This window comes from Micromonospora sp. NPDC047521 (assembly GCF_055587305.1).
In genome coordinates, this window is record NZ_JBVJGN010000013.1 from 40572 (window position 1) to 65795 (window position 25224).

Genomic DNA, 25224 nt, shown 5'->3' on the forward strand with positions numbered 1-25224 from the left:
CGATCGTGCCCGATCAGCCCCTCCTGCGTCGAACGACCCGCCGGGCGGCCAGGTACGCGACGCCTCCGGCCAGCAACCACGGCGCCGCGACGACGACTGGGTCCAGCGGGTGGTGCACCCGGTCCACCCGCTTGCCGCGCAGGCGCGAGGAGAGGCCGTGGTGGGTGAACTCGCTCAGGACGCCGGTCTCGGTGACCGGGTTGTCGGGGTGCCGGGTCAGCATCGAGCGCAGGGAGCTCTCCACCGCGTCCACCCGGTCAGCCGCGAGCAGGAGCAGCCAGTGGGCGGCCCGCGCCTCGCTGTACGTCCGGTAGGAGTACCGGCGGATCACTCCGGAGAGCCCCCGCGGCGGGCACGAGGTGCCGAAGACCGGGGTGAGGAACTTGTGCTCGATCGACATCTCCCGCGGCCACCTCTCCGGCTGCCGCTCCGGGAACTCCCAGTGGGCGCCGTTGAGGCCCGGGTCGAACCGCTCCTTCGGCACCGAGGGGCGGTCCCGGGGGTCGAGGTCGACACCCCACCCGGGAATGCGAGCACGCAGCTCGTCGGTGGATTCGGCAAGCTTCGGCTTGTCCGGCGTGTAGGGCATGGCGGCGCTCCCGGTCGGTCAGGCGGCGTTCGGGACGATGATCGGCTTGATGCAGCCGTCGAGCTTGGCGGAGAAGATGTGGTACGCCTCCGCGACGTGCTCCAGCGGGATCCGGTGGGTCACGATGTCGCTGGGCTTGAGGTGGCCGTTGCGGATATGCTCGAACAGGCGCGGCCACTGCCGCTTCACCGGGCACTGGTTCATCCGCAGGGTCAGACCCTTGTTCAGTGCGTCGCCGAACTTCACGGCGCTGAACATCGGCCCGTACGCGCCCATGACCGAGATCGTGCCGCCCTTGCGGACAGAGTCGATCGCCCAGTTGAGGGCCACCGGGGAGCCGCCCTGGAGCTTGAGCTTCGTGGCGGTGACGTGCTGGAGGAAGTTGCCGTCCGCCTCGGCGCCTACCGCGTCGATGACCACGTCCGCGCCGAGGTGGTCGGTGATCTTCTTGAGGTGCACGACGATGTCGTCGTACTCGGCGAAGTTGCAGGTCTCGGCCTGGGCGAAGGACGCAGCCTTCTCCAGCCGGTAGTCGAGGTGGTCGACGACGATGACCCGGCCGGCGCCCATCAGCCAGGCGGACTTGGCGGCGAACAGACCCACCGGGCCGGCGCCGAAGACCACGACCACGTCACCCTCGGCGATGTCGCCGAGCTGCGCGCCGAAGTAGCCGGTGGCGAGCGCGTCGGTGAGCAGGACGGCGTCGTCGTCGTCCATCCACTCGGGAATCGGGCTGGGGCCGACGTCGGCGAACGGCACGCGGACGAACTCGGCCTGGCCACCGTCGTAGCCGCCGCTGGTGTGCGAGTAGCCGTAGATGCCGCCCACGGCTGTCGCGTTGGGGTTGACGTTGTGGCAGTTGCTGAACAGGCCCCGGGCGCAGAAGTAGCAGGAGCCGCAGTACACGTTGAAGGGGACCATCACCCGGTCGCCGGGCTTGACGTTCCGCACCGACGATCCCACCTCGTCGACCACGCCGATGAACTCGTGACCGAAGGTCATTCCGACCCGGGTGTCGGGCATCATCCCGTGGTAGAGGTGCAGGTCGGACCCGCAGATCGCGGCCCGCGTCACCCGCACGATGGCGTCGTTGGGGTGCTCGATGGTGGGGCGGTCCTTCTCCTGCACCCGCACCCGGTAGGGACCGCGGTAGACCATTGCGCGCATTACTGCCTCCTGGACCAGCGTGCTGCCGGACAATCCGCCCCGGCACCACCCGAAGCACAGGTGTCCCTACCCCCGCGTATCGGAGGCAAACTGGTGGCCGGGTCCTGTGCGCCAGCCCGGTCCAGGTCCGCGAACCGCGCAGGCGGGTGCGGCCCTGACCGCCAGGTCAGGGCCGCACCGTCCATTCCGGTCAGCTGGCGTACGTCTCGAACTCGCCGACCCTGGGCGCGCCACCCGAGCTGGTGATCGTGAAATTAATCTTGGTCAGTGACGTCGCGGCGAAGGTGATGGCGCCCGCCCCGCTGCCGGAGGCGAGGACCGCCCCCGTGTCGTTGTTGACGAGCTGCCAGGACCCGATCGAGCCCTGGGTGCCGGACGGCTCCCGGATGATCACCCGGGAGACGCGGGTGGCGGAACCCCACTTGATCGAGATGGTGCCCGTCGACCCGGCGGGCGACCAGTACGTGCCGAGACTGCCGTCGCGCACGTTGCCGTAGCTCGTGCCGCTGGCCTTGCTGGAGCCGTCGGCGCCGGCGCCCAGGCTCAGGTTGGTGCCGCTACCCGGCGGCGGCGTGGTCGGCGGGGGCGTGGTCGGCGGCGGCGTGGTCGGCGGGGGCGTGGTGGGCGGCGGCGTGGTGGGCGGCGGGGTCTGCGGCGAGCAACTGCCGTCGGACACCCGCAGACCCGTGTTGGCGCCCACCGTCTGACGGACGACGTCCGGCACGCAGCTCGCCCCGTCCAGCCGGTACGAATACGGGATGCTGACCGTCGTGTTGGACGTCGGGTTCGGGCCGGCCGGGTACGTCTCGCTGCCGGCGCCGGACCACGTCACGTTGTCGAAGATGTTGCCGCTGACCTGCCAGTAGCCGCGCTCGGTGGTGTAGAAGGTGCCCAGCACGTCCTTGGAGTCGCGGAAGTAGTTGTTCTCCACCTTCGCCCTGGCGCCGGCCCGGGAGTTGATGCCGGACTCGTGCAGGCTCACGTAGTGGTTGTTGTAGATGTGGGCGACGCCGCCGCGCAGCAGGGGCGTACGGGAGTCGATGTTCTCGTACAGGTTGTGGTGGTACGTGATGAAGCCGTTGGAGAGGTCGCTCTCGCTGGATCCGATCAGGCCGCCGCGACCGGAGTTGCGCAGGATGCTGTAGGACAGCGTCACGTACTGGGTGTTGTCCTTCATGTCGAACAGGCCGTCGTACCCCTCTGACTCCCCGCCCGACGCCTCAAGGGTGACGTGGTCGACCCAGACGTTGCGCACCGTGCTCTCCATGCCGATGGCGTCGCCGCCGTTGGAGGTGGGCGAGCCCGACTTCTTGACGTTCCGGACGGTCACGTTCTGGATGATGATGTTGCTGGAGTCGCGGATGTGGATGCCGAGCTGGTCGAAGACCGCGCCGCCGCCGACCCCGATGATGGTGACGTTGCTGATCTGCTTGAGCTCGATCACGCCGGCGGCGGTGTTGCAGCTCGACCCCGACACCTTTGTGGTGTTGCCGTGGTTGATGGTCCCGGAGACCTCGATGGTGATCGGGGTGCTGCTGCTGGCCCGGCCGCACAGGGCCGCGTGGATCGCGGTGCCGGTGGTGGCGCGTACCGTCTGCCCGCCCGCGCCGCCTGTGGTCCCGCCGTTCTGGGTGGCGTAGCCGGTGGCGCTGCCCACCGCGGCCGAGGCCTGCGGCATGGCCAGGGCCACCCCTACCGCCACACCGACTGTCACCGTTGCGAGCACTGCCTGAAGTCGCAGCGCGACTGGTCGTCCCATCTCGCCTCACCTTCGCCTTCGAATTGCTTTCCTGATGACCCGAAAATTGCCCACAGTGAATGCGCGCAGCCTCGCTGGGAGCGCGGAATGGGCACGTCACTGATGGCGTCACTCGAATTCGTTCGGCCGGACGAAGAATGAGACATCGACGTGACGCAATCGTAGGAAAGCGGTTTCCCTCGATGCAAGGGTTAGCGTTTGCAGGTTGTTTGCAGTCGTGCGGGCCTGGCGGGTGCCGCAGCACCCGCCAGGCCCGCTTCCGACTACTCCCTCGTGCCGATGTTGTCGACAGGCGGAACACGCAGCAGTCGCCGCACCGGCAACACCGTCGTCGCCAGCGCCAGCAGGGTCGCGCCACCGAGCACGGCCACGCCGCCGAGCGGCGGCACGTACGGGATCGGGCTGCCCGTCACCGCGTTGACGATCGCGCCCAACGTCAGCGCCGCGACCGTCGCGCCGACGAGCACCGCGACACCGAGCAGCCCGGCCTGCTCGGCGTGGACCATCCGGCGGATCTGCCGGCGGGTCAGACCGACGAGTTGCAGAAGGGCCAACTCCCGGCGGCGGGCCAGCGCGGCGAGCACCATCGTGGTGGCCGCGGCCAGTGCCGCGTACCCCACGAGCACGCCGATCAGCAGCCGGTTCAGCCAGGCGCCGAGCGCCAGATCCCCGCCGATCAGCCGGGTACGGGTGGCCGCGTCGAGCACCGCGCTGCCCGGATGCCGGGCCGACCAGTCGGCGAGCGCCGCGTCGGCGTCCCCGTCGGCGCGGACCAGGATCTCGTCGTCGGCGACCCCGTCGGTGTGCCCGACGACCGTCTGGGCGGCCAGCGTGACGTCGCCGAAGCCGAGGCCCCGACCGTAGACGGCGATCACCCTCAGCTCGGCCGGGGTGCCGTCACCCAGCCAGAGTCGCGCCGTGTCACCGACCCGCCAACCGGACGCGGACGCCTGGGTGGCGGACAGCGCGACAGTGTCTTCGCGCAGCTCGGTCAGGCTGCCCTCGCGCACGTCGAGGTCCATGGTGGAGGTGATCTGGTCCGGGTCGACCGCCTGCGCGGCGACCGGCTCGATCCCGTCGAACGAGCGCACCACCACCTGCGTATGGCGTACCCCGGTGGCCGCCCGCACCCCGGCCAGCTCGCGGACCTCCCGGGCCGCCTCGGGCGCCAGCCCACCCGGGGCGGCCAGCACCCGCTCGGCGACCGTTCCCGCCCGGCTCTGCTCCACCGTCTGCCGCTCCAGGTTGGTCTGCAGGAACCAGACCGAGCCGCCGAACCCGATCGACAGCACCAGGGCGGTCAGCACGGTGGCCATGCCCTGCGCGTTGGCCCGCAGGTTGGCCGCCGCCAGATAGCCGCTGACCGGCGAGAAGCGGGACAGCGCGGGGGTGAGCAGGCGTGCCGCGTACGCGTTGAGCCTCGGCGCGAGCAGCGCCACCGCGATGACGAACAGGTACAGCATGCCGACCGCGGCGGCCAGCGCCCCGGTCGCCCCGGAGCCGCTGAGGGTGAACGCGCCGGACGTGACGGCCCCCGCCAGCGTCAGTACACCGGCGACCAGCCGCACGCGACCGCTACGTCGCGGTTCCACGGCGATCTCGCCGAGCGCCTCCACCGGCTTGATCCCGGCGACCCTGCGACCGGCGATCAGCGCGGCGAGCACCGCCACGAGCACAGTCGTACCTACCGCGGCGGGCACCGCGAGCAGGCCACCGGCCATCGGGAAGTCGGCCGGGACGAACCCGCGCCCGACCAGTTCGCCCCGCACCCACCGAGCGGCCAGCAGACCGGCGGGCGCTCCGATCGCGGAGCCGACCAGGCCCAGCAGGGCGGCCTCGGCGATCAGCATGCGGCGGATCTGGCCCGGTGTGGCCGCGACCGCCCGCAGCAGCGCCAGGTCACGGCGACGGTGCCGGACGGACAGCCCGATCGTGCCAGCCACCACGAACACGATGAGCAGGATGACGTACCCGCCGAACGCCGAGCCGGCCGTGACGAGCATCGACTGGGCGGCCAGGTTCGCCGACTGCTCGGCCTGCCCCCGGTCCCCACCGGCGTACGTGCTCGCGCCGGCCGCCGAGGCCATCCGACGGACCTCGTCGGCGACCGCGCCACGGTCGGCGTCGGCGGCCACCCGCACACCTATCGCGTCCACCCGACCCGGCCGCGCGGACAGCCGTGCCGCCTGCGCGTCGGTGAAGAACACGTCGGCCGCGCCGGTGTCGGCGATCGCGCTCACCAGGTACGACCGGCTGACCCCGCCGACTGTCAGGGTGAGCCGGTCCCCCGGTGCGGCGCCCAGCCGTGAGTCGGCCAGCACCTCGTCGTCGGCGCGCGGGGCGACGCCTGAGGTGATCGGGCGACCGGTGAAGGCGTACGTGCCCCAGCTGTGCCCCACCGCGGCGGGCGCCCCGATCACCACCCGGTCGTCGCCGGTCACCGCCGCCACGCCGGGCAGCCGCCGGATCTGGTCCACCAGCGCGGCGTCCACAGTGCCGCCCTCGGGCAGCGCGGCGGTGCTCGTGGTCATCTCGCCGTCGAACTCCCTACTGGTGTGGCTGACCGTCCGGTCGGCGACGACCAGGTCGGCGCCGACCCAGATCCGGGGCTCCGGCCGGAAGCGCAGTCCGGACTCGACGAGGGTGCCCATGGCAACCAGGATCATCACTCCGGCGAGCAGGGCGAGCAGCGTGGCGGCCGACGGGCCGGCGCGGTGGCGCAGCAGCCGGGCCGCGAGCGCGGTCATCGCGCGACCCGCCGATCCAGCGACGCCAGGTGCTCGGCGATGCGGGCGGCCCCGAGCTGCGGCAGGTCGGCGACGATCCGGCCGTCGGCCAGCACGAGCACCCGATCGGCGTACGACGCGGCGACCGGATCGTGGGTCACCATCACCACCGTCATCCCGTGCTCGTCGACGACCGCGCGCAGCAGCGTCAGCACCTCCGCGGCGGTACCTGTGTCGAGCGCGCCGGTGGGCTCGTCGCAGAAGATCACCTCGGGACGGGTGGCCAACGCCCGCGCGATCGCCACCCGCTGCTGCTGGCCGCCGGACAGGGCCGCCGGCCGGTGGTGCAGCCGGTCGGTGAGCCCGACCCGCTCGATCACCCGGGTCAGCCAGGCGCGATCCGGACGGACGCCTGCCAACCGCAACGGCAGGACGATGTTCTCCTCGACGGTGAGCGCGCCGATCAGGTTGAACGCCTGGAAGACGAAACCGATCCGGGTACGCCGCAGCTCGGTGAGGCGGGTCTCGGACAGCGGCGACAGGTCGACGCCCCCGATGAACACGCGACCGGAGGTCGGCCGGTCCAGGCCCGCGGCGTTCTGCAACAGCGTGCTCTTGCCCGAACCGGACGGCCCCATCACGGCGGTGAAGGTGCCGCGGGTGAAGTCGGCGTCGACCCCGGCCAGCGCGTTCACCCGGTTCTGGCCGGTCTTGTACACCCGGGTGAGGTGTTCGACGCGTACGGCGGCGTCGACTGTGGGTACCGGACAGGTGGACATCCTGGTGGCCTCTCTGCAGGTCGTCGTTGTGGTCTGCGCGCACCACGAACGCTATTGACCTGCGGAGACGGTCACCATCCCGCGTGCTGCCGGGACGGGGTACAGCAGGCGCTACCGCTGGCCGCCGTCGAGGTAGCGCAGCACCGCGGTGACCCGACGGTCGGCACGGTCGTCGGGCGGCAGTTGCAGCTTCGCGAAGATGCTGCGGATGTGCTTGTGCACCGCGCCGTCGGTGACGAACAGCCGCTCGGCGATCGCCGTGTTGCCGAGCCCCTCGGCCATCAGCCCCAGCACCTCGCGCTCGCGCGGCGACAGCTCGCTCAGCGCCGTGTCGGGGCGGCGGTTGCGGGCAAGCAACTGCGCCACCACCTCCGGGTCGATCACGCTGCCGCCGTCCGCCACCCGGCGCAACGCGGCGAGGAACTCCTCCACCCGACCCACCCGTTCCTTCAACAGGTAGCCGAGCCCGACGGCACCGACCGCGAACAGATCGGTGGCGAACGCCTGCTCCACGTACGCCGACAGGACCAGCACCGCGAGACCGGGCCGGCGCCGGCGGGCCTCCACGGCGGCCACGATGCCCTCGTCGGTGTGGGTCGGCGGCATCCGCACGTCCACGATCGCCACGTCGGGTGCGTGCTCGTCGACCGCGACCAGGAACTCCCCAGGCGTGCCCGCCGTGGCGACCACGTCCAGCTCCTCCGCCCGCAGCAGCAGCGCCAGCCCCTCGCGCAGCAGCGGGTCGTCCTCGGCGATCACGATCCGCATGGCAGCTCCACGTGCATCCTCGTCGGCCCACCGGGTGGGCTGGTCAGTGTCATCCGGCCGTCGTACGCCTCGACCCGCCGGCGGATGCCGGTGATCCCGGAGCCGCGTGCCTCGTCGGCGTCGCCGCGCCCGTCGTCCTCGACTGTCACCAGCAACCGGCCCCGCTCGCGGCGGACGGCGACGTCCACCTGGCTCGCCCCGCTGTGCCGGACCGCGTTGGTCAGCGCCTCGGCCACCACGAAGTACGCGGTGGCCTCGACGGAGGCCGCGCAGCGCACCGCCACGTCCACCTCCAGCCGGCACGGCATCGCGCAACTGCCGGCCAGGCCCGCCAGCGCCCCGGCGAGGCCCCGGTCGTCCAGTACCGGCGGCAGGATCCCGCGCACCACCGTACGCAGCTCGGCGAGCGCCTGTTCGGCGGCGTCCTGCGCCTGCCCGAGGATCTCGTCGGCCCGGTCCGGGTTGCGCCGCACGGCCCGCCGCGCGGCGCCCAGCAGCACGTTCACCGCGACCAGCCGGTTCTGGGTGCCGTCGTGCAGCGACCGCTCGATCCGGCGCAGCTCCACCGCGTGCGCGTCCAGTGCCGCGGCCCGGGTGGCGGTCAGCGCGGCGACCCGCAGCGACAGGTCCACCCCGGGCGGTGGAGGCAGCAGCCACCGGCCCGGCCACGCCTGCAAGCGGGCCAGGGCCGGAGTGAACGCGACAGTGGCGGCGAGCCAGCCCACCCCGACCACAGCGACCAGGAGCGCGTCGGGCAGCCCGTCGATGCGCCACCAGAAGATGCCGGGCGCGCCGTCCTCGGGTGAGAGCAACCGGTACCACAGCGGAAACGTGATGTCCTGCGCGGCGTAGAGCGGGAGCGCGACGCCTACCAGCCCGGACGTCAGGCCGGTGACCGAGTGGAGCGTCACCCAGCCGACCTCCCGGCGGACGAACGGGTCGCGTACCGCCGCCCGCAGCCCGGCCGGCACCGGCCCGGGCGTGGGGATCGGCGCACCCAGGCGGGACAGTCGGGCACGCTCGCGGTCGGCCACCGCACGCACCGCCCGCAGCGCGCCGGGCGCGGCCCACAACCCCACCCCGATCAGGCAGGCCACCGCCACGACGAACGTCCAGAGCAGCGCGCCGAACGCCAGCACGGCGGTGCCGAGCCCGCCGACGAGGTGCCGCACGACGCGGACCCGCCCCCACACGTACGCCATCGGTCACCTCCCGCGCCACCATAGGCCGCCGTGCGCCGCGCGGACGACGTCCGGCGCGGAAAGTACAGCAGGCTGTACCCGCCGACGGTCCCCGGCGCGGTCGCCGCGGCCGGGTACCCGGCCGTACCGGCCGCCCATGGACCGGAAAGCCTCCGGAAATTTCGGCTGCGACAGGCCGCCCCCAGGAGCCGTCAGGTGCGGCGCGGAGGTGACCTGCGGGATTCCAGATCGACTACTGACCTGGCGGGACTGTCGTCGGCCCGGCCGCCGGCACGGTCCAGGACGTTTCCGCGAGGCTTCCGGAAAGTGTTGACATCTTGACGGTCGGGTTAATACGGTCGCCATCGACGGGGCTCTATCACCGTCACTGGCATAACCGCGACCCACTCCTCCGGTCGTCGTGCGGGACGACCGGCCACCACCACCAGGCGGCACGACGCCCGGTGATCGTCCCCCGGTCACCGGGCGCGGGCCGCCACGAGGAGGAACAGGTTCATGACCGACACCCACCACACCCCCGCCAGACCGAGGAGGCGCGGCCGCATGCGGCTGCTCCTCGGCACCGCCTGCGCCGCCGTCCTGGCCGTCGCCGGCACGATGACGGCGACGAACGCGTACGCCGAGGCCGACCGGACCCTCACGTCGAACCTGGTCGGCACCCACAACGGCTACTACTTCTCCTTCTGGAAGGACAGCGGCAACGCCAGCATGACGCTGCGCGCCGACGGCCGGTACTCCAGCAGTTGGGACCGCAGCACCAACAACTGGGTCGGTGGCAAGGGCTGGGCCACCGGCTCGCGGCGGACGGTCAGCTACACGGCCAACTACAACCCGGGCAACAACAACACCTACCTCGCCCTGTACGGATGGACGCGCAACCCGCTCATCGAGTACTACGTGGTGGAGAACTTCGGCAACTACAACCCGAGCAGCGGCGCCCAGCGGCTGGGCACCGTCACCACCGACGGCGGCACCTACGACATCCTGCGCAGCCAGCGGGTGAACGCCCCCTCGATCGACGGCAACCAGACGTTCTACCAGTACTGGAGCGTCCGGCAGCAGAAGCGTTCGAGTGGCACCATCACCACCGCCAACCACTTCGACGCCTGGGCCCGCGCCGGCCTGAACCTCGGCACCAACCACGCCTACCAGATCCTGGCCACCGAGGGCTACCAGAGCCAGGGCAGCTCCGACGTCACCGTGTGGGAGGGCGGCGGCGGCAGCCCGACCACCCCGCCCCCCACGACCGGCAACCCGGGCGGTGGCAACTGCACCGCGACGCTCTCGGCCGGGCAGCAGTGGGGTGACCGGTTCAACCTGAACGTCGCGGTCAGCGGCACCAGCAGCTGGGTGGTCAGCCTCGGCCTCAACGGCGGTCAGAGCATCCAGAACAGTTGGAACGCCTCCGTCAGCGGCACCTCCGGCACCGTCACCGCGAGACCGAACGGCAACGGCAACAACTTCGGTGTCACCATCATGGCCAACGGCAACTGGACCTGGCCGACCGTCACCTGCCGTACCGGCTGACGTCGACCACCTCCTGACACCACCCTCTGGCGTGGCGGCACCGGCCGCCACGCCAGAGCCGTCGTCGCCGCCGCGCCATCAGGCGCCTCCCCGCGAAAAAAGATCCGCGATCCGGCAGAGCGCCATGTCGAGAACGCGTGGCCGGCTTCGTCCCCGGTGTGAGAGCGACCATGATGGGTCGCAGTCGCACCGAGGAGACCTGACCATGGCGAAGTACCTGCTGCTCAAGCATTACCGCGGCGCCCCGAGCGCGGTCAACGACGTACCGATGGACAAGTGGACGCCGGAGGAGATCTCGGCCCACATCGCGTACATGAGGGATTTCGCCACCCGGCTGGAGCAGACCGGCGAGTACGTCGACGGCCAGGCGCTCGCCCCCGAGGGGACGTTCGTCAGGTACGACGGCGAGGGGAACCCGCCTGTCACCGACGGGCCGTTCGCCGAGACCAAGGACCTGATCGCCGGGTGGATGGTGATCGACGTCGACAGCTACGAGCGGGCCGTCGAGCTGGCCGGGGAGCTGTCGGCAGCCCCCGGGGCCGGAGGAAAGCCGATCCACGAGTGGCTGGAGCTGCGGCCCTTCCTCACCGAGCCGCCGACCATCACGGAATGACCGCTCAGTTGGACGAGGCTCTGCTGCGGAGCCTCACGCCAGGCGTCCTCGGGGTCCTCGTCCGCCGCGGAGTGACATTCGCGGCGGCCGAGGACGCCGTGCAGGACGCGCTGGTCGAGGCGGTACGCGTCTGGCCGGCCGACCCACCACGGGATCCGAAGGGCTGGCTGGTCACCGTGGCGTGGCGGCGGTTCCTCGACACGACCCGCGCGGACGTCGCCCGGCGACGACGCGAGGACCTCGTCGACGAGGAACCGCCGCCCGGGCCCACGCCCTCGGTGGACGACACGCTCCAGCTCTACTTCCTGTGCGCGCATCCGTCGCTGACGCCGTCGTCCGCGGTCGCGCTCACCCTGCGTGCCGTCGGCGGGCTCACCACCCGCCAGATCGCGCACGCCTACCTGGTGCCCGAGGCGACGATGGCGCAGCGCATCAGCCGGGCCAAGCGCACCGTCTCCGGCGTGCGGTTCGACAAGCCCGGCGACGTCGCCACGGTGCTGCGCGTGCTGTACCTGGTCTTCAACGAGGGCTACTCAGGTGACGTCGACCTCGCCGCCGAGGCCATCCGGATCACCAGGCAACTCGCGGCCGTGATCGACCATCCGGAGGTGGCGGGGCTGCTCGCCCTCATGCTGCTGCACCACGCCCGGCGCGCCAGCCGCACCGCGCCCGACGGCAGCCTCGTACCGCTCGCCCAGCAGGACCGCGGCCGGTGGGACACCACCTCGATCGCCGAGGGCGTCCGGATCCTGCAGGCGGCGCTCGCCCGCGACCGGCTCGGCGAGTTCCAGGCCCAGGCCGCCATCGCGGCGCTGCACGCCGACGCGCCCACCGCCGAGGAGACCGACTGGGTGCAGATCGTCGAGTGGTACGACGAACTCACGCGCCTGACCGACAGCCCCGTCGTCCGGCTCAACCGGGCGGTGGCGGTCGGCGAGGCCGACGGGCCGCGCGCCGGGCTGGCGGCGCTCGCCGCGCTTGACGACTCGCTGCCCCGCCACACGGCGGTCGCCGCGTACCTGCACGAGCGCGACGGCGAACTGGCGACGGCGGCACGGTTGTACGTCGAGGCGGCCCGCCGGGCATCCAACCTCGCCGAGCGCGACCACCTGACCCGGCAGGCCGCCCGGCTCAACGCCCGCCGCTGACGGGCCGCGTCACGGCGCGCTCGCGTCGTCCCGTGTGTCGAGGTACGTGCCGCAGCGCAGGCGGTGCCGCGACCGGGCGGGCTCAGCCGTCGCCGGGGCGTACCAGTCCGCTCTCGTACGCGATGACCACGAGCTGGGCGCGGTCGCGGGCGTTCAGCTTGTGCAGCAGGCGACTCACGTACGTGCGGGCGGTGTCCGGGCTGAGGTGCAGGGCGGCGCCGATCTCCACATTCGACCGCCCGGCGCCCACCTGGGCGAGGACGTCGCGTTCGCGGCCGGTGAGCCCGGCCAGCCGCGCCGGATCGGCAACCGGCGAGCGTGCCGCCGCGGCGAGCACCCGCCGGGTGACGGCCGGCGACAGCAACGCGTCCCCACCGGCCACCACGCGTACGGCGTCCCGCAGGGCGTCGGGCGGGGTGTCCTTGAGCAGGAAACCGGAGGCACCGGCGCGGATCGCCTCGAAGAGGTACTCGTCGTCGTCGAACGTGGTCAGCATGACCACCCGCACGTCCGCCAGCACCGGGTCGGCGAGGATCCGCCGGGTCGCCTCGATGCCGTCGCCGCCGGGCATCCGGACGTCCATCAGGACCAGGTCGGGCCGCTGCTCGCGAACCACCGACACGCCGGTCCCGCCGTCGCCTGCCTCGCCGACCACAGTGATGTCCCCGGCGCGCTCCAGCAGCGCGCGGAGTCCCGTGCGCACCAGGTGCTGGTCGTCGACGAGGACGACACGTACCGCGCTCACGTGACGACCCCGGCCAGCGGCAGGCGGACGGCGACCCGGAAACCGCCGCCCTCGGCGTCGCCGGCTTCGACGGTCCCGCCGAGCAGGGCGACCCGCTCCGACATGCCCCGCAGCCCCTGACCGCGCTCGACGCCGTCGGCGCCCGCCCCGCGGCCGTCGTCGACCACGTCCAGCGCCAGTGCCGACGCGGTGGCCCGGACCGTCACCGCGACGCGTGTGGCCCACGCGTGACGTACCACGTTTGTCAGCGCCTCCTGCACGATCCGGTAGACGGTGCTGCCCACCACCGTGGGCAACGCGTCAACGGGCCCGTCGACGCGCAGGTCGACAGTCAGTCCAGCGCGGCGGACACCGTCGACGAGCGTCTCCAGCTGGGCGAAGCCCGGGACCGGCACGCGCGGCCCGGAGCGGCGCAGCGTGCCCAGCGTCGCGCGCAGCTCGGCCATCGCACTGCCGCTCACCGAGTGGATCGCCGCCAGGGCGGTCTCGACCTGACCGGGCTCGGCGTCGGCGAGCGCCTCCCGCGCCACCGCCGACTGCAGGGTGATCACCGACATCGTGTGCCCCAGCGTGTCGTGCAGCTCCCGGGCGATCCGCAGCCGCTCGGCCTCGACCTGAAGGGCGGCCTCGCGACGGCGCTCCTCCTGCGCCGCTGCCGCCTGGCGCAGCAGGGCGGCCCGCAACGAACGCCTGTTGCGCACGGCGTCACCAAGCGTGATCACGGCGAGCATCAACGCCGCCTCGGTGCCGAGTTCGGCCCCGATCACGACGGAGACGTCGTCCCCCTCGATGAGCCGGGCGGCCACCGACACGACAAGCAGACTCCCGCCGACGGCGGCGGCGGGGACCACCCGGCCCCGCTGGGCGGCCACGTAGAGAACCGCGGCGGCCGGGCCGGCCAGACCGATCGGCGGCAGGTCCAGCGCGTAGTAGCAGAGGATGCCGGCGGCCGTGGCCAGCAGCGCGGCGACAGGCCATCGCCGGGCCACCAGCAGGAGCACCGCCCACCCGACGCCGAACACGTAGGCGAGCGCCGCGCGGGCGGGCGCCGCGTCGTCGGTCACCACCGCCGCCGTGATCAGCCCCAGGATGGCCACGGCGAGCAGCGCCTCGGTCCGGGTGGGTGAGATGGCCTGCACGTGCGTGAGCCTAAGTCGGCGCGCGGGCGGGCCGCTGCCGTCCGCAGGCATCACCTCGGCGCCGGCACGTACGTCGAGAAGCGACAACAGCTCGCGCGGCCGCGCGGCAGACGGTCCCCCTCCGCCGACCTAGCGTCGACGGCGACAACGCAGAACGTGTCCCCGAGGGGACCGACCGAGGAGAAGTGCCCCCGTGTCCCGTACCAAACTGACGTGGATCGTGCTGATCGTGCTCGTCTGGACGGCGATGATGTCCTTTGGTGGGGTCGCCGCCGAGACCGTCACGCTCTACCCGAACATCTTCGGCGACGCGCCCGCGTCACTGGACCGGGCCCGTGAGTTCCTCGTCGCGGGCGGCCCGAGCGACTACTTCCCGCCGCTTGGCGCCACAGTCGTGCTGAGCAGCCTCGCCGCGATCGCGCTCACCTGGCGCAACCGGCGGCTGCGCTGGTTCGTCGCCGCCTCCGCGGCGACCTTCATCATCTGCGAGTTCCTGTTCTCCGCCGTCTTCTTCTGGCCGCGCAACGAGATCATGTTCGTCGACCCGGTCGGCACGCACTCCCCCGAGTACCTGCGTCAGGTCGCCCGGGAGTTCGTCGCCGGCCACTGGGTACGCCTTGTCGGGGGCGCGGTGACCTCCGCGCTGGCGTTCACCGCCCTGCTGCGCTTCGCCCGGGAGACCGCGCCGGAGCGGCCCGCGCGGTGAGCTGGACGCCCCGTTGAAGGGTGGCTCAGTCGCAGCCGAGTGTCTGCGTCGTGCGCGGCCAGGCCTCCACCCGCTGCGAACCCGGGTAGACCACGTACGCGAGGTTGTCGGCGTCGCTCGGCGCCAACCACAGCTGCTGCCCGTCCGGGCCTGTGTAGTCGGTGGTACGGGCGTCGGCGGGCAACTCGGCGCGCGGGGCGTAGCTGGCGCGTACCTCAGCATCGAGCTGACCCGCCGGATCCCTGACGTACTGCCGGTTCGCCGGCTCGCCGGTCTGCCCGGTCAGGGGCCACCGGACGTGCAGGAAGGTCAGGTCCTGCCACCCGCAGTGCGCCGAACCGGCGTACGACTCGACGGCCTTGTCCTGGTCGGTACCGTTGCTCCAGTACGCGACCTCGGCGTCGTCCGACCCGCAGGCCGTGACGAGGAGCGTGGCGCCCACCAGCGCGCAGAGAGGGAGCCACCGGGATCTGACGTCGAACACGTGGCCCCCTCCGCAGGTGAGCTGTCAGGTCACCGACTCGCGTACCCGCTACTTCCGGGCCAACGTAGCAAGCTCGGCGACCGACGTGGTGATCCCGTTTCCGGGCAGCGAGCGCAGCCCGTCACCGGACTCGACCGGGTACTGCGCCTGCACCGGATTCAGGAGCGAGGCCGGCTGGTCGGGATACGTCTCCAGGAAGAGCGTGTACTGGCCGTTCTCCCGCAGCGGCACGCCGTGCTCCTCGGTGTAGGTCACCCCGTCCAGCTTGCCGCCCAACTGCTTGACCTGCACGACGTCACCCGGCTTGACGGCCCCCTTGAAAACCCGGGAGACCTTCACCGTACGGACGGTCACGACCATCCCCTCCCGGCGCTCCGCCTCCACCGGCGCCGGCAGCGCCTGCCCCGGCGGTGCCGCCTGCACCAGGCGGACGACCCGCTGGGCGGACTCGACATGCCCCTGCACCACCACGCTCGCCCCGGCGTACAGCTCACCGGCTGTGGCGTACGACGGATAGTCGGCGCGGTACAGGACGTTCTGCGGGTGGGGGGCGTCGCCGTGGTCGGCGTTCGCGGAGCACGCGGTGGCCGCCGCCAGCAACAGCGCGCCGACGGCGCGGACGATCAGTGGTGTCCTCATTCGAAACTCCTGTTCAGGTCGATGACTGTGAACTGCTGGTCCCGGGCTGTACGGCGTGGTCGGCCGTCGGCCTAGTAGTAGGCGTTGACGTCCGCCACGTCGTGGGACTGCGGAGTGGTCATCGAGTTTCGATTGCGGCTGTGATTCATGATCGATGCGGACAGGTCGTTGTGCGCGAGGTTCAACGCGTGACCCAGCTCGTGCACCACCACACTTGTCACGAAATTGCTGAAGTTGCTGGCGTCCCGGTTGATCGTCCGGGAGTTCACGCGTACGTACATGCAGCTCGATCCGCACGCCTGGTAGTAGCCGTACCACGTGTCGCTGTACGACGTCACCGTCAGCGTGGAGCTGGACAGCGTGTCCTTGTAGAAGTACGCGGGACTGGCGGTGCCGTTCCAGTTCGAGAGGGAACGGTCAAGGGGCGCCATCCAGGTGTTGTTGTAGTTGTACGGGTAGATGCTGATGTACGCGTTGAGCTGGCCCGTGCCGTTCCAGTGGGCGAGGGCTGGGGCCGGCACTGCCTGGGCAGCGACGAGCGCCGCGGCCAGCGCGGCGGCGGCGAGTGACGAACGTCGGGCGGAAGGTCGGCGGAAGGGCACAGGCGTCTCCTCATCGTGGGCTTCGATCGCGATGGAGGCGCGTGAGCGTGCAACACACGGCATGCATCCAGCTCCCCCGTTGAGCCGTTCTGCGAATGGTGCGGTGCTGATGGAGGTTCGTCGCCGGATGGTCGGACGGCCGTCGTTGTGCCGTGCTCGGATGATGTGCTTCCGGCGTGCCGCCAGCCTATCGGCAAATAGGCGTCGGTCAATAGGCTGTTCGGCGCCACCGGTGGCGTGACGCGAGCGCGGCCAGTCCGGCGCCGGCGGCGTTGAGCAGCACATCGTCCACAGAGGACACGCGGTCCAGGCGCAGGGCGTACTGCGCGGTCTCGACGAGGATCGAGCAGGCCGCCGCGAGCGCCAGGATCCGCGGCACCGACGCCAGCGCCGCGAACCGCTGCGGCGCGAGGTACCCAAGCGCCGCGAACACCAGCAGGTTTCCGACGACCTGGACGGTAAGCGTCAGCGGCCTTCCGTCGGAGACGATGGTGAACAGGTCCCGCAGCGGCACCAGGCTCAACCGCCCGCTGACGGCACCGGCCCGTTCGCCCGGCAACAGGATCATCCACACCCACGGGACCGTGCCGTAGACGACGCCGACCTCGGCAAGCGACATCCGCCAGGCCGACGTGGCGCCTGTGGCACTCCGCCAGCGGGCCAGAGCCCACACCGCCAGTGCGGCCACCGGCAGCGCGGCCACCGTGATGAGGACGACGCCGGTGAACGTACTGACCCAGTCCTGCCAGCCCATGCTCACACCGCCCCGCCGGCTGCTCAGGCGACGGCGGCGGCCATCCGGCGTACCGCCTCGGTGATCAGCTCCGGTGCGGTCGCCAGATTCAGCCGGACGTGACCGGCGCCGCCGGTGCCGAAGGCCGAACCGGAGTTGAGCGCCACCCGCCCACGGTCGAGGAACACGGCGGCGGGATCGTCGCCGAGGCCCAGGGCGCGGCAGTCGAGCCAGGCGAGATAGGTGGCCTGGCCGGGCCGGTACCCGATGGTCGGCAGGTGCTCGGCGAGCAGCGCGGCCAGGAGCCGGCGGTTGTCGTCCAGGCCGGTCAACAGGGCGTCGAGCCACTCGCCGCCGTCGCGGAAGGCCGCCGTGTGGGCGATGACGCCCAGGTGGCTGGTGCTCACACTCGCCTCGAACGGCACGCGGGCGAGGTCCCCGGCCGCGGCCGGACCGGCGATGAGGAGCCCGCCGCGCAGGCCGGCCAGGTTCCATCCCTTGGAGGCGGACATCAGCGACAGGCCGTTCTCCGCTCCGGGCACCGAGAGGTACGGCGTGAAGCGCGCTCCCCCGGCCACCACCGGAGCGTGGATCTCGTCGGCGACCACCCGCACCCCGTGCCGCCCGGCCAGATCGGCGACGGCTGCCAGCTCGTCGGGGGTGTGGATGACACCTGTCGGGTTGTGCGGGCTGCACAGCAGGTACGCCGCCGGTCGCCCACCGGCCCGCGCGCCGCGGAAGGCGACCTGCAGGGCGTCCAGGTCGATCCGCAGGTCATCGCCGAGCGGGGCCTCCACGATCCGGCGGCCGGCGTGCGCCACGAACTCGTAGAACGGCGGGTAGACCGGGCAGTTGACGACCACCGCGTCCCCCGGACCGGTGACCAGCCGCAACGCCTCGACGACGCCGTGCATCACGTCGGGCACCAGCGCGGTGCGCTCCACGGCCAGCCCGTCCCACCCCCACCGCCGCCGGGCGAACTCCGCCAGCGCGCGCGGGTACGCCGTACCTGCGGCGTAGCCGGTGTCGCCGCGCGCGACGGCGTCGGTGATCGCCCGGGCGACCGGCTCGGCCAGCGGCACGTCCATCTCCGCCACCCAGAGCGGCAGCACGTCGTCCGGGTACTCCCGCCACTTGAGGCTGGTCCGTTGACGGAGCTGGTCGAGCGTGAGCTGCCGAAGGGGGTTCGTCGTGTCCCGGGCACCGCTGAGCACACCACTCATCGCTGAAGCCTATTGCGCCGCGCCGGCCGGCGCAGTACCGGCCGCCGCGCCCAGCTCAGGGCGGAACAGGTGTCATCGAGCCGGGCCACCCACGCGACCAGAACCGACCGGGAGGCCACGCCCGCCTTGCGGTAGATCCCGGTCGGTGTGCGCGCCTCGGCGTGAGCGTGCCAGGTGTCGCCACCGTCGAACCAAGCCGCGTTGACATCCACCGGGCTGGCTGATCACCCCTGTCGCATGACTGCCGGTCCCGGCACCGGCCCACGCGCCACGAAGGCGCGGGCGCAGGTCGCGGCGTCGCGCAGGTGGCGCGCGATCCGCTGTGCGGCGGGCTGGTCGGGGGCCAGGAACGCCGTCGTGGCACCGGTGCCGCAGACCATCCCCGCGAGGGCTCCGACCGAGCGGCCCGTGGCGAGGGTCGCGGCCAACTCGGGTCGCATGCCGACGGCGACATCGTCGAGATCGTTGCGCAGCGCCGCCGCCAGGCGCCGCACCGATCCCCGTGCGATCGCTTCCAGCACCTCCCCGCTCGGCTGGGGAGGCGGTACCTGCGCTGCGGTGTGCGGCAACCCGGCGGCCCGGCGCTGCGCCTCCTTGGCCCGGTAGACCTCCGGCGTGGAGAGCCCGTGGTGAGCCTCCGCGAAGACCCAGTGGTAGGTGCCCCGGCAGGGCAGGGACGTCAACTCCTCGCCCCGGCCCCGGCCGAGAGCGACACCGCCGAGCAGACTGAAGGGAACGTCGCTGCCCAGTTCGGCGGCCAGAAGCAGAAGGTCGTCGCGAGGTGTGCCCAACCGCCACAGCGCGTCGCAGGCGACGAGCGCCGCAGCGGCGTCGGCGCTCCCACCCGCCATCCCGCCGGCGACCGGCAGATGCTTGGCGATATGGAGGTGAATCCGGGGATCGAGACCGGCCCGTCGGGCGAGCAGGATCGCCGCCCGAACCGCCAGGTTGCTCTCGTCCTGCGGGATGCCAGAGGTGCCGTCACCGGAGACCGTGACGCGGAGCCGCTCGGCCGGGGACGCGGTCACGACGTCGTACCGTGACACCGCCATGAAGACGTTCGCCAGCTCATGGAACCCGTCCGGCCGACGGCCCCCGACGGAGAGTTGCACGTTGACCTTGCCGGGGGCGCGTACGGACACCGCCTGCCGACCCGTCGTCGCTGGCCAGTCGGCGCGGTCCGGGACGACGAGGTCGGTCCTGTCCACCATCGGCTCAGTTCTCCGAGGCGACGCTACGCAGGCTCCACAGGAGCGTCCGCATCGATCGTGGCTGGGTCAGGACGTAGGAGATCGCCTCGGCGATGTCGTCGGGGCGCATCATGTCCTTGAGCTTCGGCATGTCCGGGGTTCGCCCCCGCCCCATGGCGAACTCCGTCTCTGTGGCGCCCGGGCACAGGGCGGTGACGCGGATGCCGCGCTCGCGCAGCTCACGGTCCAGCGAACCGGCGAGGCCGACGACGCCATGCTTCGTCGCGGCATAGACCGCCTCGTCGGGCCGACCGCGCAGCCCGGCGACAGAGCTGATCAGGACGATGTCGCCGCCGTCGGCGAAGTGCCGGACCGCGTGTCGGACCGACCACACCGTCCCCGTGAGGTTGGTGTCGACCAGGTCGCGCACATCCTCGTCGGACAGGTCGAGGATCCCGCCGTACGCCCCGATGGCCGCGTTGGCGACGAGGCAGTCCACCCGGCCGAAGGTGTCCACGGCGCAGGAGAAGAGCGCCTCCACCTGCTCCGGCACGCGGATGTCCACCTCGGCCCACGTGACGCGTGCCGAACCGAGTTCGTCCGCGAGTTCCTTGAGCCGGTCACCGCGTCGCGCGCCCAACACCACCTGTGCGCCGAGCCGATGCAGCTGCCGGGCCGTGGCGGCCCCGATGCCCGAGCTGGCACCGGTGATCACGATCGTCCTTCCGTCGAGGCCCCTCATGCCCGCTCCTGCGCGTTGCTCCCGGAGGCGGTCGACTGCGCGAGAACGGCACGTGCCTGCCTGAGGTCGTGGGGATATGTGATCTTGAAGTTGTCCCAGTCCCCCGGAGCCGCGATCACCGTCGCACCGGCCCGACTGGCCAGACCCGCCTCGTCGGTGTGCTCCTCGCGGTGGGCCATGGCCCTGTCGTACGCGGCTGCCAGACACTCGCGGCGCAGGACCTGTGGCGTCTGGGCCGCCCGCAGTGAGGCACGGTCCGCCGGCTCGGCGAGCAGCGGCGGGTCGCCCATCAGGTGCACGCTGTCCACCAGCGGAAGCGTCGGCACCACGCCACACGGACGGGAGACCGCCGTCGAGTGCCGGACGCCGTCGCGGAGGTTGCCCAGGAGGCGGTCGATGATGCCGTGCGGGGTGAAAGGCCGGGCGACGTCCGTGACCGCGACCCATCCCAGCGTGTCCGGCAGGGCGGCCAGGCCGCGACCCACGCTGGCCTGCCGGGTTCCACCGCCGGGCACGACAGTCACCGGCACCGTCATCTCGGCATCGGCGACGACACGGTCGAAGGCGTCCACCAGGTCCGCCGGCGCGGTGACGGCGACCGCGCGGACGCTGTCGTTGGCGGACACGGCGTCCAGCACGTGCCGAAGCAGCGGCCTGCCACCGAGGTCGATAAGTGCTTTGGGCCCGTGACCCAGGCGTTCTCCGTACCCGGCGCCGAGTATCACCACGCCGACCTGCCACGGCTCATCGACGCCGTACGGATGATGGTGCGAATGGTTCATCGAATCCCCCGTTTGTTGCTGATCCACGCGTGCCGCGCGCGGCGCCGAACCGCTGGAAAATCGCAACGACCAAGCGGGCCGAGCCACGGTTCGCAGTTCTGCGCCAATTGGGAACAGATTGCAGGAGGACCATGTCCTCACGCGGCCACAGAAGCTTCGGGCCCACCTTCGGCAACGGCCCGTCACAGATGACAGGCCGGCCGTGGCGGGCCTCAGCTCCAGCCCGACACTAGCCACATCGGCCCGCGTGGCACAAGGTCGTCATCGATGCGTCGTCGATCGGAGGCGACCGCTTCCGGGAACCAGCACCGGGCGGCGGACCTGCTTCCGCGGCACCAGAACCGCTGGTCAGACCGGGTCTGCACAGCTCGGCTGCGGCCGGCGCTACCGCGACGAGAGCCATCCAACCGATCCCTGGCACGTCGTCGACGGGTTACCGCGCGGCCCCGGAGGTCATCGATTCACGGGTTCCACGCCCGCCGTTCGCCGGGGTAGGATATTGGCGGCAAATAGAGCGAGCCAAGCACGGACTCGTCGCACCTCGGCACACGACGATTCGCCGTCATTTCGCGCGGATCGACGACGAGGATCCGCGGTGGTTCGACCCCACCGACTCCGAGGACGACGTACACGAAGGGGTGCTGAATTGGTGTTCGTCGGGCGACTGTTGCCATGACCTGGATAACGGCGTCCTGGATCCAGCGGCACCGACTCGGGCAGATCCTGAAAGAGGCCGAGGCCGGTCGCCACAATCCGCACCACGTCGTCTGGCTCGTCGAGCTGACCGGGCCGCTGATGGTCGAAGCCCTGAACGATGCCTGGACGGCATTGCAGCGCCGCCATCCGGTGCTGCTGTGCGGCTTCGACGCCGAGCGGGAGAGGTGGCACGTCGGAGAACCCGCCGATCCCGGCGCCGTCATCGTGTGTGACGGCGATGCCGGCCAGAAGGGCGTGGAGGCCGCGGTACGCGCTCCGTTCGCGCTCGACTCCGGCCCCCTGTGCCGACTTGTCGTGGCGCAGACGGCGCCCGATGTGCATATCGTCGCCCTGGTCGTCGACCACCTGGTGTGCGACGGGCAGTCGATGGACCTGCTGACGGCCGACCTGGACGCGCTCTATCGCGCACAGCTCGGCAACGACGACAGGCCGCTCGCGCCGCCCGGGCGGTCGTACGTCGACGTCGTCGTGCGCGAGAACGCACACCTCGACTCCTCGGCCGGACGGCGCGACATCGCCGCCGCGCTGGCCGCCATCGAGCCACTGGGGGCACTTCCCGACATCCGGCTCCCGGGTTTCGTCGCCCGTCAGGACATCGACTACACGCGTCACGAACGACTCGTCGGCCGGATCGAAGCGGACGAGACGAGCGCGCTCAGGGCGTTCGCCCGCACGACCGGGCTGACGCTCTCAGGGCTGCTGTGTGCCACCACCCACCTCGCGGTCGCGGAGCTGTCCGGCGCACCCCGGATCGGCACCCCGGTCGTCACCAGCAACCGCCGCCGCCGCGCGGACTTCGATGTCGTCGGCTGGATGGCGACGAAGTTCGTGCTGACCTCGCGGCCACTGGATCATCCGGGTGCCGACTTCCTCGCCCACTTCCGGGAACGGTTCTACACCGCGCTGCGGACGCCGGCGGTGTCGTGGCAGCGGCTCCTCTTCGAGCAGCACCCTGACGTGTTCGGCGACTTCACGAGCGTTCCGTACCTGACGTTCAACGCGATCGACGCCTCCCCGTCCGCGTCCGCCCCGACCTTCGCCGGCATGCCGGTGCGGGAGTTGCCCATTCGCATCGGCGGGCGGGACGACTCCATCAACGCTGTCTGGGTCACCTCGGACGAGACGACCGTGTCGATCGACTTCAAGTCCGACTGGTACGGCTACGAAGACGTCGACGCGCTGTGGTCGGCCGTGCGGGGCATCCACCGGCGGTGGCTGTCACACAGGTGAACGAGACGGCGCCGCGCCGGGCGGCCCCCATACGGCGGAGGCGGACCGGGCACGCGAGAGGGTGGCGGAACGTGAATCTCACCTAACGCGACATTTCTCCCCCTATGTTCGATGCGCAGGACGCAGCCGAACCGGGGAGAGACGTGGACAGCTATCCGGCGATCGAGGATCACGGACTCATCGGCGACCTGCAGACCGCCGCGCTGGTGACGTGTGACGGGACGGTCGACTGGTTCTGCGCGCCGCGCTTCGACTCGCCGAGCATCTTCGCCGCGCTGCTGGACAAGGAGAAGGGCGGCTACTTCCGCATCTCACCGCACGACGTCCGGTACGTCACCAAGCAGCTCTACCTCCCCGGTACGCCCATCCTGATCACCCGGTTCATCAGTGCCGACGGCGTGGCCGAGGTGATGGACTTCATGCCTGTCACCGGCGAGCGGGCCACCGACGCGCACCGCCTGGTCCGCATCGTCACCATGGTCCGGGGCACCATGCGCTTCCGGGTGGAGTGCCGGCCGCGGTTCGACTACGCCCGCGAGGAGCATCAGCTGGAGCGGCACCGCAACGGCTACGTCTTTCGCAGCCGGTCCGCGACGATGACGTTCAACCCGGTCGACCCGGTGCGGCGGCTGCTCGCCGAACGCGGCGACGTCCGCCTCGAGGGCGGCGACCTCGTCGCGTACGGCACCCTGAACGAGGGCGACACCGGCGGCGTGGTCCTGGAGACGGGCGGCACCGAGCCACGGATCTTCCCGCCGGAGGAGATCCAGGGCATGTTCGAGTGGACCAGGGACTACTGGCGGCGCTGGCTCGAACGCTCCCGCTACACGGGTCGCTGGCGGGAGATGGTCGAACGCTCCGCCATCACGCTGAAGCTCATGACGTACGCGCCGACCGGCGCGATGATCGCCGCACCCACCGCCGCGCTGCCCGAGCTGGTGGGCGGGACCCGCAACTGGGACTACCGCTACACCTGGGTACGGGACACGTCGTTCTCGGTGCACGCGCTGCTCGGCCTCGGGTTCACCGAGGAGGTCAGCCGGTACATGGACTGGTTGGACGAGCGGATCCGCGAGGCCAGCGACCACCAGGACCCGCTGAAGATCATGTACCGGGTGGATGGCTCCTCCGACCTGCACGAGGAGGTTCTCGATCACCTGGAGGGCTACCGGGGCTCGCGGCCGGTGCGGATCGGCAACGGCGCCGCCGACCAACTCCAGCTCGACATCCACGGCGAGGCGCTCTACGCCATGCATCTCGCCGACGAGCAGGGCATCCGCGTCTCACACCAGGTGTGGAAGAGCACCGTCCGGCTTGTCGACTGGCTCTGCCACAACTGGGATCAGCGCGACGCCGGCATCTGGGAGAGCCGGCACCACCCCCGCAACTACACGTTCGGGCGGGTGATGTCCTGGGTGGCGCTGGACCGGGCCATCCGCCTGGCCACCCGCACCGGCCGCCCCGGGGACCTGACCTGCTGGTCCGAACAACGCAACCGGATCTACAACCAGGTCATGGAGCGTGGGTACGACAGGGGTCGCGGCACCTTCGTGCAGGCGTACGACGAGGCGGTGCTGGACGCGGCGTTGCTCGCCATGCCCGCTGTCGGTTTCGTCACGCCGAGCGACCCCCTGTGGCAGTCCACCCTCACGGCGATCGAACGCGAACTGGTCTCCGACAGCCTGGTCCACAGGTACGACCCGGTCCACTCCCCCGACGGCCTGCCCGGCCACGAGGGCACCTTCAACATGTGCACGTTCTGGTACGTCGAGGCGTTGGCCCGGGCCGGCCGGCTCGACGACGCCCGACTCACGTTCGAGAAGATGTTCACCTTCAGCAACCACCTCGGCCTGTACGCCGAGGAGATCGCCGCGACCGGGGAGCAGATCGGCAACTACCCCCAGGCGTTCAGCCACCTGTCGTTGATCAATTCGGCGCTGACGCTCAACGACCTGCTCGACGCCGAGGCCGACTCCCACCGCCGCCGTTAGCGCAGGCGGTGGCCCTCGCCGTC

General features: G+C 71.4%; 23 protein-coding genes. 6 read left to right on the forward strand and 17 right to left on the reverse strand.

Going from position 1 to position 25224, the window contains the following annotated elements; all coding sequences use genetic code 11:
• Positions 1-13: 13 nt before the first annotated feature.
• From ACZ6N8_RS24870 to ACZ6N8_RS24900, 7 genes are all read right to left on the reverse strand, one after another.
• Entirely contained in the window at positions 14-589 is a 576-nt protein-coding gene (locus ACZ6N8_RS24870) for a hypothetical protein (protein WP_466012929.1), read from the reverse strand.
• Between the two features lie 18 nt (positions 590-607).
• The gene (locus tag ACZ6N8_RS24875) at positions 608-1756 is read right to left on the reverse strand and encodes a zinc-dependent alcohol dehydrogenase (protein ID WP_466012930.1); all 1149 of its coding nucleotides are present in this window, start codon (positions 1754-1756) and stop codon (positions 608-610) included.
• Positions 1757-1946: 190 nt separating this feature from the next.
• The gene (locus tag ACZ6N8_RS24880; protein ID WP_466012931.1) at positions 1947-3515 is read right to left on the reverse strand and encodes a pectate lyase family protein; all 1569 of its coding nucleotides are present in this window, start codon (positions 3513-3515) and stop codon (positions 1947-1949) included.
• Positions 3516-3778: 263 nt separating this feature from the next.
• Positions 3779-6262: an ABC transporter permease gene (locus ACZ6N8_RS24885; RefSeq protein WP_466012932.1), complete on the reverse strand. Its 2484-nt coding sequence runs from the start codon at positions 6260-6262 to the stop codon at positions 3779-3781.
• Positions 6259-7020 (reverse strand): ABC transporter ATP-binding protein, encoded by a 762-nt coding sequence (locus tag ACZ6N8_RS24890; RefSeq protein WP_466012933.1) that lies wholly within the window; start codon positions 7018-7020, stop codon positions 6259-6261. The genes ACZ6N8_RS24885 and ACZ6N8_RS24890 overlap by 4 nt, the downstream gene beginning before the upstream one ends.
• A gap of 111 nt (positions 7021-7131) precedes the next feature.
• Positions 7132-7788, reverse strand: coding sequence for a response regulator transcription factor (locus tag ACZ6N8_RS24895; protein ID WP_364375774.1), 657 nt, complete (start codon positions 7786-7788; stop codon positions 7132-7134).
• The gene (locus ACZ6N8_RS24900; protein WP_466012934.1) at positions 7776-8990 is read right to left on the reverse strand and encodes a sensor histidine kinase; all 1215 of its coding nucleotides are present in this window, start codon (positions 8988-8990) and stop codon (positions 7776-7778) included. Before ACZ6N8_RS24900 ends, ACZ6N8_RS24895 begins: the two co-directional genes overlap by 13 nt.
• Before the next feature lie 543 nt (positions 8991-9533).
• On the opposite strand from ACZ6N8_RS24900, the gene ACZ6N8_RS24905 reads away from it, so the two are divergent.
• From ACZ6N8_RS24905 to ACZ6N8_RS24915, 3 genes are all read left to right on the forward strand, one after another.
• Positions 9534-10517 (forward strand): glycoside hydrolase family 11 protein, encoded by a 984-nt coding sequence (locus ACZ6N8_RS24905; RefSeq protein ID WP_466012935.1) that lies wholly within the window; start codon positions 9534-9536, stop codon positions 10515-10517.
• A 205-nt stretch (positions 10518-10722) separates the two neighbouring features.
• The gene (locus tag ACZ6N8_RS24910) at positions 10723-11130 is read left to right on the forward strand and encodes a YciI family protein (protein ID WP_466012936.1); all 408 of its coding nucleotides are present in this window, start codon (positions 10723-10725) and stop codon (positions 11128-11130) included.
• 8 nt (positions 11131-11138) lie between these two features.
• Positions 11139-12278: an RNA polymerase sigma factor gene (locus ACZ6N8_RS24915; protein WP_466013027.1), complete on the forward strand. Its 1140-nt coding sequence runs from the start codon at positions 11139-11141 to the stop codon at positions 12276-12278.
• A gap of 82 nt (positions 12279-12360) precedes the next feature.
• Here the strand turns inward: ACZ6N8_RS24915 and ACZ6N8_RS24920 are convergent, their stop codons facing one another.
• Together ACZ6N8_RS24920 and ACZ6N8_RS24925 are read right to left on the reverse strand one after the other, a co-directional pair.
• The gene (locus ACZ6N8_RS24920; protein ID WP_466012937.1) at positions 12361-13023 is read right to left on the reverse strand and encodes a response regulator; all 663 of its coding nucleotides are present in this window, start codon (positions 13021-13023) and stop codon (positions 12361-12363) included.
• Positions 13020-14162, reverse strand: a complete 1143-nt coding sequence (locus tag ACZ6N8_RS24925; protein WP_466012938.1) for a sensor histidine kinase — start codon at positions 14160-14162, stop codon at positions 13020-13022. Before ACZ6N8_RS24925 ends, ACZ6N8_RS24920 begins: the two co-directional genes overlap by 4 nt.
• A 193-nt stretch (positions 14163-14355) precedes the next feature.
• On the opposite strand from ACZ6N8_RS24925, the gene ACZ6N8_RS24930 reads away from it, so the two are divergent.
• Entirely contained in the window at positions 14356-14868 is a 513-nt protein-coding gene (locus ACZ6N8_RS24930; RefSeq protein WP_466012939.1) for a DUF1772 domain-containing protein, read from the forward strand.
• A 25-nt stretch (positions 14869-14893) separates the two neighbouring features.
• Here ACZ6N8_RS24930 and ACZ6N8_RS24935 read toward each other — a convergent pair whose 3' ends face one another.
• The 8 genes from ACZ6N8_RS24935 to ACZ6N8_RS24970 all read right to left on the reverse strand — a co-directional run bounded on the left by ACZ6N8_RS24935 (position 14894) and on the right by ACZ6N8_RS24970 (position 21263).
• On the reverse strand, positions 14894-15352 hold the full coding sequence (locus tag ACZ6N8_RS24935; RefSeq protein WP_466012940.1) for a hypothetical protein: 459 nt from the start codon (positions 15350-15352) through the stop codon (positions 14894-14896).
• Positions 15353-15400: 48 nt separating this feature from the next.
• Positions 15401-15991 carry a hypothetical protein gene (locus ACZ6N8_RS24940; RefSeq protein WP_466012941.1) on the reverse strand — a complete coding sequence of 197 codons (591 nt, stop codon included), beginning with the start codon at positions 15989-15991 and terminating at the stop codon, positions 15401-15403.
• A gap of 71 nt (positions 15992-16062) precedes the next feature.
• Entirely contained in the window at positions 16063-16593 is a 531-nt protein-coding gene (locus ACZ6N8_RS24945; RefSeq protein WP_387122767.1) for a matrixin family metalloprotease, read from the reverse strand.
• A gap of 208 nt (positions 16594-16801) precedes the next feature.
• Positions 16802-17347, reverse strand: a complete 546-nt coding sequence (locus ACZ6N8_RS24950) for a VanZ family protein (protein WP_466012942.1) — start codon at positions 17345-17347, stop codon at positions 16802-16804.
• A gap of 23 nt (positions 17348-17370) precedes the next feature.
• Positions 17371-18549 (reverse strand): MalY/PatB family protein, encoded by a 1179-nt coding sequence (locus tag ACZ6N8_RS24955; protein ID WP_466012943.1) that lies wholly within the window; start codon positions 18547-18549, stop codon positions 17371-17373.
• A 224-nt stretch (positions 18550-18773) separates the two neighbouring features.
• Positions 18774-19760 carry a 4-(cytidine 5'-diphospho)-2-C-methyl-D-erythritol kinase gene (locus ACZ6N8_RS24960; RefSeq protein ID WP_466012944.1) on the reverse strand — a complete coding sequence of 329 codons (987 nt, stop codon included), beginning with the start codon at positions 19758-19760 and terminating at the stop codon, positions 18774-18776.
• A 4-nt stretch (positions 19761-19764) separates the two neighbouring features.
• Positions 19765-20481 (reverse strand): SDR family oxidoreductase, encoded by a 717-nt coding sequence (locus ACZ6N8_RS24965; RefSeq protein ID WP_466012945.1) that lies wholly within the window; start codon positions 20479-20481, stop codon positions 19765-19767.
• Positions 20478-21263 (reverse strand): IspD/TarI family cytidylyltransferase, encoded by a 786-nt coding sequence (locus tag ACZ6N8_RS24970; RefSeq protein WP_466012946.1) that lies wholly within the window; start codon positions 21261-21263, stop codon positions 20478-20480. Before ACZ6N8_RS24970 ends, ACZ6N8_RS24965 begins: the two co-directional genes overlap by 4 nt.
• A gap of 672 nt (positions 21264-21935) precedes the next feature.
• Here ACZ6N8_RS24970 and ACZ6N8_RS24975 point away from each other — a divergent pair.
• The gene (locus ACZ6N8_RS24975; RefSeq protein ID WP_466012947.1) at positions 21936-23210 is read left to right on the forward strand and encodes a condensation domain-containing protein; all 1275 of its coding nucleotides are present in this window, start codon (positions 21936-21938) and stop codon (positions 23208-23210) included.
• 143 nt (positions 23211-23353) lie between these two features.
• Positions 23354-25201 carry a glycoside hydrolase family 15 protein gene (locus ACZ6N8_RS24980; RefSeq protein WP_466012948.1) on the forward strand — a complete coding sequence of 616 codons (1848 nt, stop codon included), beginning with the start codon at positions 23354-23356 and terminating at the stop codon, positions 25199-25201.
• The last annotated feature ends 23 nt before the right edge of the window (positions 25202-25224 follow it).